At 68.7% G+C, this 12,318-nt stretch carries 12 protein-coding genes and 1 riboswitch; of the genes, 6 read left to right on the forward strand and 6 right to left on the reverse strand.

Annotated features, from left to right (window positions below; genetic code table 11):
- Nucleotides 1-93: 93 nt before the first annotated feature.
- The 5 genes from J7E87_RS11430 to J7E87_RS11450 all read right to left on the reverse strand — a co-directional run bounded on the left by J7E87_RS11430 (nucleotide 94) and on the right by J7E87_RS11450 (nucleotide 5,861).
- Nucleotides 94-1,872: an ABC transporter substrate-binding protein gene (locus J7E87_RS11430; RefSeq protein ID WP_215092717.1), complete on the reverse strand. Its 1,779-nt coding sequence runs from the start codon at nucleotides 1,870-1,872 to the stop codon at nucleotides 94-96.
- Between the two features lie 107 nt (nucleotides 1,873-1,979).
- Entirely contained in the window at nucleotides 1,980-2,978 is a 999-nt protein-coding gene (locus J7E87_RS11435; RefSeq protein WP_215092719.1) for an ABC transporter permease, read from the reverse strand.
- Between the two features lie 427 nt (nucleotides 2,979-3,405).
- Nucleotides 3,406-4,194 carry an enhanced serine sensitivity protein SseB C-terminal domain-containing protein gene (locus J7E87_RS11440; RefSeq protein ID WP_215092721.1) on the reverse strand — a complete coding sequence of 263 codons (789 nt, stop codon included), beginning with the start codon at nucleotides 4,192-4,194 and terminating at the stop codon, nucleotides 3,406-3,408.
- A gap of 102 nt (nucleotides 4,195-4,296) precedes the next feature.
- A complete protein-coding gene (locus tag J7E87_RS11445) occupies nucleotides 4,297-5,067 on the reverse strand; it encodes an enhanced serine sensitivity protein SseB (RefSeq protein ID WP_215092722.1) in 771 nt (256 codons plus the stop codon).
- A 104-nt stretch (nucleotides 5,068-5,171) separates the two neighbouring features.
- Nucleotides 5,172-5,861 carry an AAA family ATPase gene (locus J7E87_RS11450; protein WP_215092724.1) on the reverse strand — a complete coding sequence of 230 codons (690 nt, stop codon included), beginning with the start codon at nucleotides 5,859-5,861 and terminating at the stop codon, nucleotides 5,172-5,174.
- A 148-nt stretch (nucleotides 5,862-6,009) separates the two neighbouring features.
- Nucleotides 6,010-6,107: riboswitch (glycine riboswitch) on the forward strand.
- A 149-nt stretch (nucleotides 6,108-6,256) separates the two neighbouring features.
- Between J7E87_RS11450 and gcvT the strand changes: the two genes are divergently transcribed.
- From gcvT to J7E87_RS11475, 5 genes are all read left to right on the forward strand, one after another.
- Nucleotides 6,257-7,390, forward strand: coding sequence for a glycine cleavage system aminomethyltransferase GcvT (gene gcvT, locus J7E87_RS11455; RefSeq protein WP_215092726.1), 1,134 nt, complete (start codon nucleotides 6,257-6,259; stop codon nucleotides 7,388-7,390).
- 61 nt (nucleotides 7,391-7,451) lie between these two features.
- Nucleotides 7,452-7,829: a glycine cleavage system protein GcvH gene (gcvH, locus tag J7E87_RS11460; protein WP_215092728.1), complete on the forward strand. Its 378-nt coding sequence runs from the start codon at nucleotides 7,452-7,454 to the stop codon at nucleotides 7,827-7,829.
- A gap of 11 nt (nucleotides 7,830-7,840) precedes the next feature.
- The gene (gene glyA / locus J7E87_RS11465; protein ID WP_215092730.1) at nucleotides 7,841-9,103 is read left to right on the forward strand and encodes a serine hydroxymethyltransferase; all 1,263 of its coding nucleotides are present in this window, start codon (nucleotides 7,841-7,843) and stop codon (nucleotides 9,101-9,103) included.
- A gap of 138 nt (nucleotides 9,104-9,241) precedes the next feature.
- A complete protein-coding gene (locus J7E87_RS11470) occupies nucleotides 9,242-10,609 on the forward strand; it encodes an L-serine ammonia-lyase (RefSeq protein ID WP_215092936.1) in 1,368 nt (455 codons plus the stop codon).
- Between the two features lie 233 nt (nucleotides 10,610-10,842).
- Nucleotides 10,843-11,235 carry an STAS domain-containing protein gene (locus J7E87_RS11475; RefSeq protein ID WP_215092732.1) on the forward strand — a complete coding sequence of 131 codons (393 nt, stop codon included), beginning with the start codon at nucleotides 10,843-10,845 and terminating at the stop codon, nucleotides 11,233-11,235.
- A gap of 120 nt (nucleotides 11,236-11,355) precedes the next feature.
- On the opposite strand, the gene J7E87_RS11480 is transcribed toward J7E87_RS11475, so the two are convergent.
- Nucleotides 11,356-11,571 (reverse strand): EF-hand domain-containing protein, encoded by a 216-nt coding sequence (locus J7E87_RS11480; RefSeq protein ID WP_215092733.1) that lies wholly within the window; start codon nucleotides 11,569-11,571, stop codon nucleotides 11,356-11,358.
- Between the two features lie 82 nt (nucleotides 11,572-11,653).
- Between J7E87_RS11480 and J7E87_RS11485 the strand changes: the two genes are divergently transcribed.
- On the forward strand, nucleotides 11,654-12,292 hold the full coding sequence (locus tag J7E87_RS11485) for a GNAT family N-acetyltransferase (protein WP_215092734.1): 639 nt from the start codon (nucleotides 11,654-11,656) through the stop codon (nucleotides 12,290-12,292).
- The last annotated feature ends 26 nt before the right edge of the window (nucleotides 12,293-12,318 follow it).

Raw genomic sequence — 12,318 nt, forward strand, 5'->3', positions numbered from 1 at the left:
CTCTTATGGAGAGGGCTCCGGGCCACCGCTCGCGGCCATCACCTGCCCTTCGTGCCTAGCGGGTGTGGCACTGGAACGTGAACTGACTGGGATTTACTTGACGACGCCGAGCGAGGCGTAGTCGTAGCGGCCGTTGTAGGCGTCGGCCGTGTAGGCGTTGGTCAGGCGGGTGCTGCGCCAGGTGATCGTCTTGTCGTAGACGAAGGGCAGGTAGACAGCGGCCTCGGAGACCTTCTGGTTCATCTGCTTGTAGATCTCGCCGGCCTTGGCCGGGTCGGTCTCCGCGATGGCGTCGTCGAAGAGCTTGTTGACCGCGGGGTCGTTCAGCTCGGAGAAGTTGTTGTTACCGCTCTGCAGGATGAACCGGCCGTCGACCAGCGGCTGCGAGAAGCCCTGGCCGGTCGGGAAGTCCGCGCCCCAGCCCATGATGATGATGCCGTAGCCCTTGTCCTTGACGACCTTCGGCGAACCGATGATGCCGGACGTCTGGGCGCCGTCGAACTGGTCGACCTGGGCGTCGATGCCGACCTGCTTCAGGGCGTTCTGCAGCGAGACGGCCGTGGCGACCTCGACCGGCTTGTTGTTGCGCACCGCGATGGTGGTCTTGAAGCCGTTCGGCTGGCCACAGGCCTTCAGCGCCGCCTTGGCCTTCGTGACATCCGGCTTGCTGTCGTTCTTGAGGACCTCGTACGGGTCGTACGAGGGGTCCGAACCCTTGATGCCCGCGGGGAGCATGTTGGGAGCGACGTCGCCACCGGCCTGCGGGCCGCCACGGGCGGTCTGCAGCGACTTCTTGTCGGCGGCGTAGATGACTGCCTTGCGGCACTCGATGTTGTCGAACGGCTTGACCGTCTGCGGGAAGACCGCGTAGCGGATGAAGCCGGTCTGGCCGTTGTCGAGGTTGTCCTTGTGCTTGCGCAGGGCCGTGGTGCGAGCCGCCTGGCCGATGCCGGTCGCGTTGATGTCGACGTCGAAGTCGCCCTTGAGCAGGCGCTTGTCCATGTCGTCCGCGTTGGTCATGAAGGTGACCGTGATCTTGTCCGGAAGGGCCTTGCGGATGGTGTCCGAGGCGGGCTTCCAGTTGGCGTTGCGGGACAGCGTCATCGACTTGTTCGGCGCGTACGAGTCGATCTTGTACGGGCCGTTGGAGAAGGGCTTCAGGCCGTACTTGGAGGCGGTGTCCTTCTCCTTCTTCACCGGAGAGGCGGCCGGCATGGCGAGCATCTGCTCGAAGTCACCGTTCGGCTTCGGCAGCTTGAAGATGATGGTCTTCGCGTCCGGCGTCTCGATGGCCTTCAGGCCGAGCTTGTCCGGGGTCTTGTCCTTGTACGGACCCTTGTACTCGGTCTTCGGGTCGAGCACCTGCATCAGGTAGACCGGGCCGCCGGAGATGACGTCCTGGGCCCAGGTGCGCTCGATGCCGTACTTGATGTCCTGCGAGGTGACGGGCGTGCCGTCCTCCCAGGTCACGTTGTCCTTGAGGGTGTACTTGTAGGTCTTGCCGCCGTCCGAGATCTCGGCCTTCGCGCTCGCGAGGTCCGGTACGAGCTCGGTGCTGCCCTGGCCCGGCGCCGCCTTGAAGCTGACGAGCTGACGGGTGTAGTAGCGGGCGAAGTCCCACATGAAGCCGTAGTAACCGCGCTGCGGGTCCCACGAGTCGGCGTCCTGCGTGCCGACGAACTTCAGGGTGCCGCCCTTGGTGTCGGAGGCGTTGGCCACCTTGCCGATGCCGGCGTTGAAGCCGGGCGCCTTGCCGGCGCCACCCTTGTCATCGTCCTTGCCGCCGCCACATGCCGTGGCGGTCAGCAGGGCCGCGAGCACGACAGCCGTGCCTGCGGCAAGCCTGCGCTTCGACGTGCGATTGGTTGTCACGATGCTCGCAACCTCCGTAGTAGTCACGGCCCTCGAGGGCCGTGGTTCTGGGCTATTGCTCCTGACGGCTTCGACAGGAGCGTTGTGTCCGCAGGGACGCGTGGGGGTCAGCGGGACCCCTTCGGGTCCAGCGCATCTCGTACGCCGTCGCCGAAGAGATTGAAGGCCAACACGGTGACGAAGATCGCCAGGCCCGGGATGATCATGAACAGCGGATCGTCCTCGTAGGTGCGCACGGCCGTCGAGAGCATCTCGCCCCACGACGGGGTGGGCGGCTTGACGCCAACGCCGAGGAAGCTCAGGGCGGCTTCCGTCAGGACGTTGGTGGGGATCATCAGTGTCGTGTAGACGGTGATCGGGGCCACCAGGTTCGGCAGCAGCTCCCGGAAGAGAATGTACGTACGTCCCGCACCGAGACTGCGGGCCGCTTCGACGTACTCGCGCTCACGCAGCGAGAGCGTCTGCCCGCGGACGATGCGGCCGATGTACGGCCAGCCGAAGAAGCCGATCACCAGGACCAGGACCGCGATCCGCAGACCCGAACCGGAGAAGCCCCAGAGTTCGTTCGGGACCACGGAGATCAGGGCAATGATGAAGAGCAGCTGCGGGAAGGCCAGCAGCAGGTCCATCACCCGGCTGATCGCCGCGTCGATCCAGCCGCCGAAGTAGCCGGCGACGACGCCGAAGACGGTGCCCAGAGTGACCGCGACGAAGGCGGACAGGAAGGCGACGAGAAGCGAGATCCGCGCGCCGTAGATGATGCGGCTGAAGACGTCCCGGCCGTTGACCGGCTCAACGCCGAGGAGGTAATCGGAGCTGATGCCGCCCCAGCTACCGATCGGGGTACCCAGCAGCGGGTCGATCGCATCCTCGTGGAGTTCCTCCGGCGGGTGGCCGAGCAGACTCACGATCAGTGGAGCGAATATCGCGACCACGATCAGGAGGAGCACCACGAAACCGCCGACCAGTGCGACCTTGTCGCGCTTCAACCGGATCCAGGCGATCTTCCAGGGCGAACGCCCTTCGATGGCCTTCTGCGGGACATCGGCGGCGACATCGACGGCCGCGGTTTGGGCCGCGCTCGTGTCGTGCAGTGGTGCCGTCATCGTGGTGGGGACCCCTCTCGGCCGGCGGTGACCGACCCATGCCCGCCGCTGTAGCGGCTTCGTTCACATCAGTGGTGCAGTTGTGTGTATTGCGAGGAATGTTCGTAGAAGCAGGTCGTACACAGGACCGAAGAGCCCCTGATGCGGGGAGTCTTCAACGCTGCTGCGATCACCCGCCAGCCCCCCCGGGGAATGTTTGCTCAAATGTGATGAGGGGAGGGGGTTTCCGTTATACGGACGGAGTCACCGACTGAGCGGGTCGCCAAATATGGCATAAGGGGCGAAAGTTGACCGATGTGCCGCCATGCGGACGAGGACGGCTCTTCGATTGCAAGGCGTACGAAGCCCCAAGTACACACAATCCCACCCCAAGTACCGGCATGGGGCATGGAATTAGGGTCAGGCCGTCGGTGGTGCGGTCACGGCCTCAGCGGCCGTGCGGCGGCGGATAGCCGTAGCCTCCGGCGGCCGGCGCGCCGCCGTGGGCGTCACGGTCGTAGAACGGACGGGCGTTGGCCCGCAGCCACATAGTCACCGGGTCGTACTCGTCGGACATCGCGACGGTCGAGACCGGAAGCCCGTCCGGAACCGCGGAGATCGACTGCTGCATCATGGCGCGCACCGCGTCCACGGACTGCCTGCCGGTGTCGTACAGGTCGAGCCCGACGGCGAGGTACGGAGCGCCGAGCGCGGGCTGCACCCAGGCGCGGCGCAGCGAGCGGACCGCGGTCGTGCGGTGGGCGTTCTGCGAGAGCAGGGCGTAGAAGTGCGGGATCTCGATGGCCGGCTCGGACATCCGCAGGGGTCCGGCGGGCATCCGGTCGAGGCCGGTGGCGATCCGGCGCAGATCGAGCCAGGGGATGCCGACGCCGCCGCCGGGGGCGTGCGGGTTGAGCCAGATCCCCCAACGCTCGGGGAACAGGGCGCGGGCGACGTCCGGGCCGCTGATCACTTCGTGGGAACGGTTCCAGCCGGAGACGGAGAGCTCCTGGGCGGAGGTGACGCAAGGGGCGTAACCGACGCCGTCGACCTCCATGTTCCCGTACTGGGCGTCCGGCGAGCCCGCCTGGCCGTGCCAGAGCAGCATCCAGAGCCGGCCGCTCGCAGGATCGGCGATCGCCTGCAGCAGCGCCTCGTACGCGTCGTAGCGTCCGGGAGTCACCTGGCGCAGCATGTGCTCGACCTGCCCGGCCGCCGCGGTGCCTGACGCACTCACCCTGGGTTCCGCCCCTCTTCGATCCACCCGGCACACAAGTGCGGCGGGTCCGGCCTGGCCATCAAACCAGCTTAATCGGGAGTCCTGACGCCGACTTGACGACTACACGGGCTGACGTTGGTAGAAGGGCCGCACCCGCTCCAGCATCCATACGCCGACTGGATCCTGCGCAACATCCAGCAGTACGAGATTGACCGGCCAGCCGACCTGGGCCCGGCCCAGTGCCCGGCCGAGGGCGTCCATCGGGGCATTGCGCTCGGCGGCCTCCCAGGAGGAGAGCTCGACGCCGACGAACAGGGTCGGCGATTCGCCTTCGATGGACGCGAGCGCGCGACGGGCGGTGACGACGACGCCGGAGCTCTCGAACTCGCCTGCCGCGGCGGCGAGGAAGTCCACCGGCTCCTCCTGCCAGTCGGGTTCGAAGAGCCGCACCCGGCCGCCGGTCGCCGGACCGTCGAAAGGCGTGCGCCCCACCCGGCACAACTCGGCGACGGCGGGCGGCTGCAGCGGGGCGCCGACCGTGCCGCCCGGGTTCACGGCGATGCCGAGCTGCGGGGGCAGACCGCGGGCGAATTCGCGGGCCGGGGCGACGGTGAAGGACATATGGCCGCCGACGCAGTGCAGGAACTGCTGCTCGGAGCTGAAGACCGGGACGTACACGCCCCCGTCGATCTCCATGGTGGGCAGATCGAGGTCGGGGCTGTCCGGGCCGCCGCCGTTGGGCAGCGGCACCCAGATGTGGCTGCGGCCGAGCACCTCGACGAGGCGGCCCCCGGCGGAGGGGTTGCCGAGTGATGCGGCGAGGACCTCTTCGAGCTCGTTCGCCGGCCAGCCGCCGGATGGATACGGATGCGGATGCTCCGGTGTCTGCATGTGCTGTCCTTCTCCCCCTGCGTTCCCACGTTTCGCGCCACGACCCTAACGCCGCGGGGGCCCGCCGGGGTGGGTGGGGGCACGGCCTTCGGCCGCGCTTGCCCTCAATCGCCGGACGGGCCCGCTTCCGGCTCCTCGAAGCCGACCAGGCCGAGCGCGGCCGCCGAGTCCCGGTCCAGCAGTACCGCCGACACGCAGCCCGCGGGCAGCCGCCCGGCCTCCGCGTCGGCGACCAGACGGCCCACCGCCCGCCGGTGCCGGGCGAACGCGTACCCCGACACTCCGCGGCCGCGCTCGCGCTGGCCCTCTCTTGCCACCTTCGGCGTGACGTCGAGGAGCACCAGATGCAGGCCGCGGCCGCGGCGGCGCGCCTCGCGGGCCAGCCAGCGCCGCACCCAGGCCTGGGTGCCGCAGTCGTGTACGACGACGCTCGCACCGGAGCGCAGCGCGCGCCGCAGTCCGGCGTAGTGCGCGATGCGGACCAGCGGGCGATAGACCGCGTACGGCAGGAACTTCGGCATCCGCGCGTCCCAGCGGTCCCGGGCGTCCTGCGAGTCGATGCCGCGGCCGGGCGCCGCACGGCGGATCAGCGTGGACTTTCCGCTGCCGGGCAGGCCGGAGACGACGACCACGTCACCCGCGGCGAAGACCAGACTGCGCGGGCTGTGTCCCGAGCGGTCTCTCAGGTCACGCAGCACGGCCGCGAGCGCCCCGGCCGGCCGCCGGGCAGTCGCGCCCGGCGGGGCGGGCACCTCCGCGGCCGCCGCGTATGCCTCGGACCGCTGCAACGTCATCACCCTCCCCCAGGTCGGGTTAACCACCCTTGCCCATGAAGTGTAAAGAAACGGTAATGCGGCACAACCATATTGCAGCCGAGGGCCAGTCACCCCACTCCGCCACGATGCGTGCAATGATGTGCCCGCCAACTGCATACCGGCCGCTTGAATCCACGCGGGAGAGTCCTGGCCACTGTGTGCGCCGGGCGCCGAAGGAGCAAGTCCCTCCCTTGAATCTCTCAGGCCCCGTACCGCGTGTGATGAGGCAGATCTGAAAAGCGAGCCGCTGTCGAGTGGCTCCACCCAAGGTGCAAGTCACGACCACCAATACGTGCGGTCGCGATGAACCTCTCAGGTTCCGATGACAGATGGGGAGGATCGTCCTCGCCGGCCATGCCCTGGGAGCCACATCTATGAGCAACGCCCCCCGTCTGACCGCCCTCGATGCCCTGCATCGTTCGCTGGGCGCGACCATGACCGACTTCGCGGGCTGGGACATGCCGCTGCGGTACGCCAGTGAGCGCGACGAGCACAACGCCGTCCGCACCAAAGCCGGTCTCTTCGACCTCTCCCACATGGGCGAGATCACCGTCACCGGGCCGCAGGCCGCCGACCTCCTGGACTACGCGCTGGTCGGCAACATCGGCGGCGTCGCCGTCGGCCGTGCCCGCTACACCATGATCTGCCAGGAGAACGGCGGGATCCTGGACGACCTGATCGTCTACCGCCTCGGCGACACCGAGTCCCCCGAATACCTCGTCGTCGCCAACGCGGGCAACGCCCAGGTCGTGCTGGACGCGCTGACCGCCCGCGCCGAGGGCTTCGCCGCCGACGTGCGCGACGACCGGGACGCGTACGCCCTTATCGCCGTCCAGGGCCCCGAGTCCCCCGGCATCCTGAAGTCGCTCACCGACGCCGACCTGGACGGGCTGAAGTACTACGCGGGCCTGCCCGGCACGGTCGCCGGCGTCCCGGCGCTGATCGCCCGCACCGGTTACACCGGCGAGGACGGCTTCGAGCTCTTCGTCGAGCCGCAGTACGCCGAGAAGCTCTGGCAGGCGCTGACCGAGGCCGGAGCGCCGGCCGGTCTGATCCCCTGCGGGCTCTCCTGTCGCGACACGCTGCGCCTGGAGGCGGGCATGCCGCTGTACGGGCACGAGCTGACGACCGCGCTGACCCCGTTCGATGCGGGCCTGGGCAGGGTCGTGAAGTTCGAGAAGACGGCCAACGGCGGGCGTTTCGTCGGCCGTGAGGCTCTCGAGGCCGCCGCCGAGCACGCCGGGACCAACCCGCCGCGCAAGCTCGTCGGCCTGGTCGCCGAGGGCCGCCGGGTCCCCCGCGCCGGCTACCAGGTCGTCGCAGGCGGCCAGGTGATCGGCGAGGTCACCTCCGGCGCCCCGTCGCCGACGCTGGGCAAGCCGATCGCCATCGCGTATGTGGACGCGGAGCACGCTGCTCCCGGCACCGAGGGCGTCGGCGTCGACATCCGCGGCGCCCACGAGCCGTACGAGGTCGTCGCTCTGCCGTTCTACAAGCGCCAGAAGTGATCCTCGGCACCGCACCCCGCCCGTTTACCAGCACTCCCCCGCGTACAGGAGAATTCAGGTCATGAGCAACCCCCAGCAGCTGCGCTACAGCAAGGAGCACGAGTGGCTGTCGACCGCCGAGGACGGCGTGTCGACGGTCGGCATCACGGAGCACGCGGCCAACGCGCTCGGCGATGTGGTGTACGTACAGCTCCCGGAGGTCGGTGACACGGTGACCGCGGGCGAGACCTGCGGCGAGCTGGAGTCGACCAAGTCGGTCAGCGACCTCTACTCCCCGGTCAGCGGAGAGGTCGTCGAGGCCAACCAGGACGTGGTGGACGACCCGTCGCTGGTGAACTCAGCCCCCTTCGAGGGCGGCTGGCTGTTCAAGGTTCGCGTCGCGGAGGAGCCGAAGGACCTGCTCTCCGCCGACGAGTACACCGAGTTCTCCGGCTCCTAAGGACGTATGGCATGTCTGTTCTCAACACCCCTCTCCATGAGCTGGACCCCGACGTCGCCGCCGCTGTCGACGCCGAGCTCCACCGTCAGCAGTCCACCCTCGAGATGATCGCGTCGGAGAACTTCGCTCCGGTCGCGGTCATGGAGGCACAGGGCTCCGTCCTCACAAACAAGTACGCCGAGGGCTACCCGGGCCGCCGCTACTACGGCGGCTGCGAGCACGTCGATGTCGTCGAGCAGATCGCCATCGACCGCATCAAGGACCTCTTCGGCGCGGAGCACGCCAACGTCCAGCCGCACTCGGGCGCCCAGGCGAACGCGGCCGCGATGTTCGCGCTGCTCAAGCCGGGCGACACGATCATGGGTCTGAACCTCGCCCACGGCGGGCACCTGACCCACGGCATGAAGATCAACTTCTCCGGCAAGCTCTACAACGTGGTCGCGTACCACGTCGACGACGCCACCGGCCAGGTCGACATGGCCGAGGTGGAGCGGCTCGCCAAGGAGTCGAAGCCGAAGCTGATCGTGGCCGGCTGGTCCGCGTACCCGCGTCACCTGGACTTCGCGGCCTTCCGCCGGATCGCCGACGAGGTCGGCGCGTATCTGATGGTCGACATGGCCCACTTCGCGGGTCTCGTCGCCGCCGGACTGCACCCCAACCCGGTGCCGCACGCCCATGTCGTCACCACCACCACGCACAAGACCCTCGGCGGTCCGCGTGGCGGCGTGATCCTGTCCACACAGGAGCTCGCCAAGAAGATCAACTCGGCGGTCTTCCCGGGCCAGCAGGGCGGTCCCCTGGAGCACGTCATCGCGGCGAAGGCGGTCTCCTTCAAGATCGCGGCGTCCGAGGAGTTCCAGGAGCGCCAGCAGCGCACCATCGACGGCGCCCGGATCCTCGCCGCGCGTCTCGTCAGGGACGATGTGACCGAGCACGGCGTCTCCGTCCTGTCGGGCGGCACCGATGTGCACCTGGTCCTCGTCGACCTGCGCAATTCCGAGCTGGACGGCCAGCAGGCCGAGGACCGGCTCCACGAGGTCGGCATCACCGTCAACCGGAACGCCATTCCGAACGACCCGCGGCCGCCCATGGTCACCTCGGGCCTGCGGATCGGCACCCCGGCGCTGGCCACCCGCGGTTTCCAGGACGAGGACTTCCGTGAGGTAGCGGACATCATCGCCGAGGCGCTGAAGCCGTCCTACGACACTCAGGCGCTCAGCGCCCGGGTTTCGGCACTGGCCGCGAAGCACCCGCTTTACCCCGGCCTGAAGTAGTTCCGTACCCTTTTGTATGGACCCACGGGGCACCGCGCACACTGGAACGTGCGCGCGGTGCCCCGCACCGTGTACCCCGCTCGCTTCTGCACCACCCCGGCAGACAACGGCGTCTACCAACCCCCCAAGGAGTTCCCCGTGGCCATATCGGTCTTCGACCTGTTCTCGATCGGCATCGGCCCGTCCAGCTCCCACACGGTCGGCCCCATGCGCGCCGCCGCCATATTCGCCCGGCGGCTCAAGAACGAGGGCTTGCTGGCCCACACCGCCGCCGTACGCGCGGAGCTCTTCGGCTCCCTGGGCGCGACCGGCCACGGCCACGGGACCCCCAAGGCCGTCCTGCTCGGTCTGGAGGGCAATTCCCCCCGCAGCGTCGACGTCGAGAGCGCGGACGCGCAGGTCGAGCGCATCCGCACCGAAGGCCGGATCAATCTGCTCGGCAGCCACGAAATCGGCTTCGACTTCGACAAGGATCTGGTCCTGCACCGCCGCAAGGCTCTGCCGTACCACGCCAACGGCATGACGATGTTCGCTTACGACGCCGAGGGTGCGACCGTTCTGGAAAAGACGTACTACTCGGTGGGCGGCGGCTTCGTCGTTGACGAGGACGCCGTCGGTGAGGACCGGATCAAGCTCGACGACACTGTGCTGAAGTACCCCTTCCGCACCGGTGACGAGTTGCTGCGGCTCGCCCAGGAGACCGGCCTGTCCATCTCCGCGCTGATGCTGGAGAACGAGAAGGCATGGCGCTCGGAGGAGGAGATCCGCGAGGGCCTGCTGGAGATCTGGCGGGTCATGCAGACCTGCGTCTCGCGCGGCATGTCCCGCGAGGGCATCCTGCCCGGCGGTCTCAAGGTCCGCCGCCGCGCGGCCAACTCGGCCCGCCAGCTGCGCGCCGAGGGCGACGCGCTGGCCCACTCCATGGAGTGGATCACGCTGTACGCGATGGCCGTGAACGAGGAGAACGCCGCGGGCGGCCGGGTCGTCACCGCCCCCACCAACGGCGCCGCGGGCATCATCCCGGCCGTGCTGCACTACTACATGAACTTCGTGCCCGGCGCCGACGAGGAGGGCGTTGTCCGCTTCCTGCTGGCCGCGGGCGCGATCGGCATGCTCTTCAAGGAGAACGCCTCCATCTCCGGCGCCGAGGTCGGCTGCCAGGGCGAGGTCGGCTCCGCCTGCTCGATGGCCGCGGGCGCGCTCGCCGAGGTGCTGGGCGGCACCCCCGAGCAGGTCGAGAACGCGGCGGAGATCGGCATGGAGCACAACCTCGGCCTGACCTGCGACCCGGTCGGTGGCCTGGTCCAGATCCCGTGCATCGAGCGCAATGGCATGGCGGCGGTGAAGGCCGTGACGGCGGCGAAGATGGCGATGCGCGGCGACGGCAGCCACAAGGTCTCGCTGGACAAGGTCATCAAGACGATGAAGGAGACCGGCGCGGACATGTCCGTGAAGTACAAGGAGACCGCGCGCGGCGGCCTCGCGGTGAACATCATCGAGTGCTGAGCCTCATCCGCTGCCCAATGGCGGGCAGCCCGCACACCGCCTGAGAGACCGGAGCTTCGCGTCGGCCTCGGGGTCGTCAAGGCATTTCACGTTGAATTCACCCGCACGAGGGAGTTTTCCGAGCCCCGAACGTTTTTTCACCTCCGTGTGCCCGAAACCCCGGACTAACCTCCCAGCCAGTACGCCCAACCCCAGGTGGCCAGATCGGGCTCGCCGCAGCAAGGAGAACAGCCATGGCCGAGGGGCTGACTTCCACGTCGTCCGGCTTACACGCCCCCCTGCCCCGACCGTACGGCCGGGTCTACCGCAGCCGGGGTCGTACCGTCATCGAGCTGCAGGGCGAGGTCGACATCGCCTCGGCGAAGCCCATCGGGGCCCATCTGGATGTGGTCACCGCCGTCCGAGGCCACCATGTGGTGATCGATCTGACGCATGTGGCGTTCTTCGACTGCTCGGGACTGGCCCTCCTGTGCCGCGCGCGGCGGCGCACCGCCGAGAACGGCGGGCGGATGTGGGTGGTGTGCGACAGCCCGGCGATTCTGCGCGTGTTCCGGGCGGGCGCGGTGCTCGACGTGTTCCGTACGCTGCCGACGCTGGACGACGCCCTGGCGGCCGAGGACTGGTGAACTCCCGGGCGGCTCCCCGGCCCGGCGCCGGGGAGCCTTCCCCAGAGCCTGCGGCCCGGGAGGTGCCCCCAGGCGGATCAGGCCCGTTCAGGCCTGATCCGGCACGTGATCAGGGCTTGCTCAGCCCTTGTTGAGCGAGGCCCAGAACTCCTCGAACGTCAACTGACCGTCGCCGTTCGCGTCCTTGGTCTTGATCACTGCCTCGGCGACCGTCTCGGTGACATTGAAGTCCCCCAGCTGCGCCATCACGCTCTTGTACTCCGCCGCCGTGATCAGGCCGTCGCCGTTCACGTCGTACCGCTCGAACGCCCGGCGCGCCTCTTCGATGTCCGCCACTGCTTCCGCCCCTTCTTGGTGCATTACTGACGGGGTTCAGATTAACGGCCTGGTGGAGACTGAGGACGAGGAGGTACGCGAGATGAGCGACGCACTGGCGAGGATCCTGGCGGCCGCGGCCGTCGGAAAGTTCCCGCCACCGGACGGGGCCACAACCGTTATCGGGCAGCCGAACGCACGCGACGCGGGTGTGGTGGCGTTCACCGCGCACTCGGTGATCTTCACGGACGAGGATCCCGAGTGGGTACGGGCCGAGCTCGCCGCGACCGACTCCGACCGGCTTGCCGCAGCGATGAACCCGGCATTCCTGGCGGCCATGCTGGCCCGCACCGGCCGCTCGATGAACACCATCGACATGCTGACGGTGGCCGGGGCGCTGCCGAGCAGGCCCGATCTCGAGCTGCGCGAGATCGAGGACCCGGACCACCCGCGGGTGGCGCGGGCGCTGAAGTTCCGTGACGGCGTACGGGTCTGGGCCGCCGCCGGCGGATTGGTGGTACTCGGCCGGGGCGTGGCCGGCCGCTGGGAGACCGCGATCGAGGTGGACGAGGGAGCGCGCGGCCTGGGCCTGGGCGTTGCGCTCGCGCTGGCCGCCCGTCACCTGGTGCCGGACTCCGTGGTGTGGGCCCAGCAGTCGCCGGGGAACGCCCGCAGCGTGCGGACGTTCCAGGCCGCGGGCTTCAAACCGGTGGGCTCCGAGGCGCTGTTCGTGGCGGGCTGAATGTCAGGCCGCCGTTTGCGAGTCGA

Origin of the sequence: Streptomyces sp. ISL-1, from assembly GCF_018614585.1 — a bacterium.
Lineage (GTDB): Bacteria > Actinomycetota > Actinomycetes > Streptomycetales > Streptomycetaceae > Streptomyces > Streptomyces maoxianensis.

What these genes read in the sequence shown, in the direction of transcription:
- J7E87_RS11435 (WP_215092719.1), bottom strand. Translation starts at nt 2,978, where the DNA reads ATGACGGCACCACTGCACGACACGAGCGCGGCCCAAACCGCGGCCGTC.
- J7E87_RS11445 (WP_215092722.1), bottom strand. Translation starts at nt 5,067, where the DNA reads ATGCAGACACCGGAGCATCCGCATCCGTATCCATCCGGCGGCTGGCCG.
- J7E87_RS11450 (WP_215092724.1), bottom strand. Translation starts at nt 5,861, where the DNA reads ATGACGTTGCAGCGGTCCGAGGCATACGCGGCGGCCGCGGAGGTGCCC.
- gcvT (WP_215092726.1), top strand. Translation starts at nt 6,257, where the DNA reads ATGAGCAACGCCCCCCGTCTGACCGCCCTCGATGCCCTGCATCGTTCG.
- gcvH (WP_215092728.1), top strand. Translation starts at nt 7,452, where the DNA reads ATGAGCAACCCCCAGCAGCTGCGCTACAGCAAGGAGCACGAGTGGCTG.
- glyA (WP_215092730.1), top strand. Translation starts at nt 7,841, where the DNA reads ATGTCTGTTCTCAACACCCCTCTCCATGAGCTGGACCCCGACGTCGCC.
- J7E87_RS11475 (WP_215092732.1), top strand. Translation starts at nt 10,843, where the DNA reads ATGGCCGAGGGGCTGACTTCCACGTCGTCCGGCTTACACGCCCCCCTG.
- J7E87_RS11485 (WP_215092734.1), top strand. Translation starts at nt 11,654, where the DNA reads ATGAGCGACGCACTGGCGAGGATCCTGGCGGCCGCGGCCGTCGGAAAG.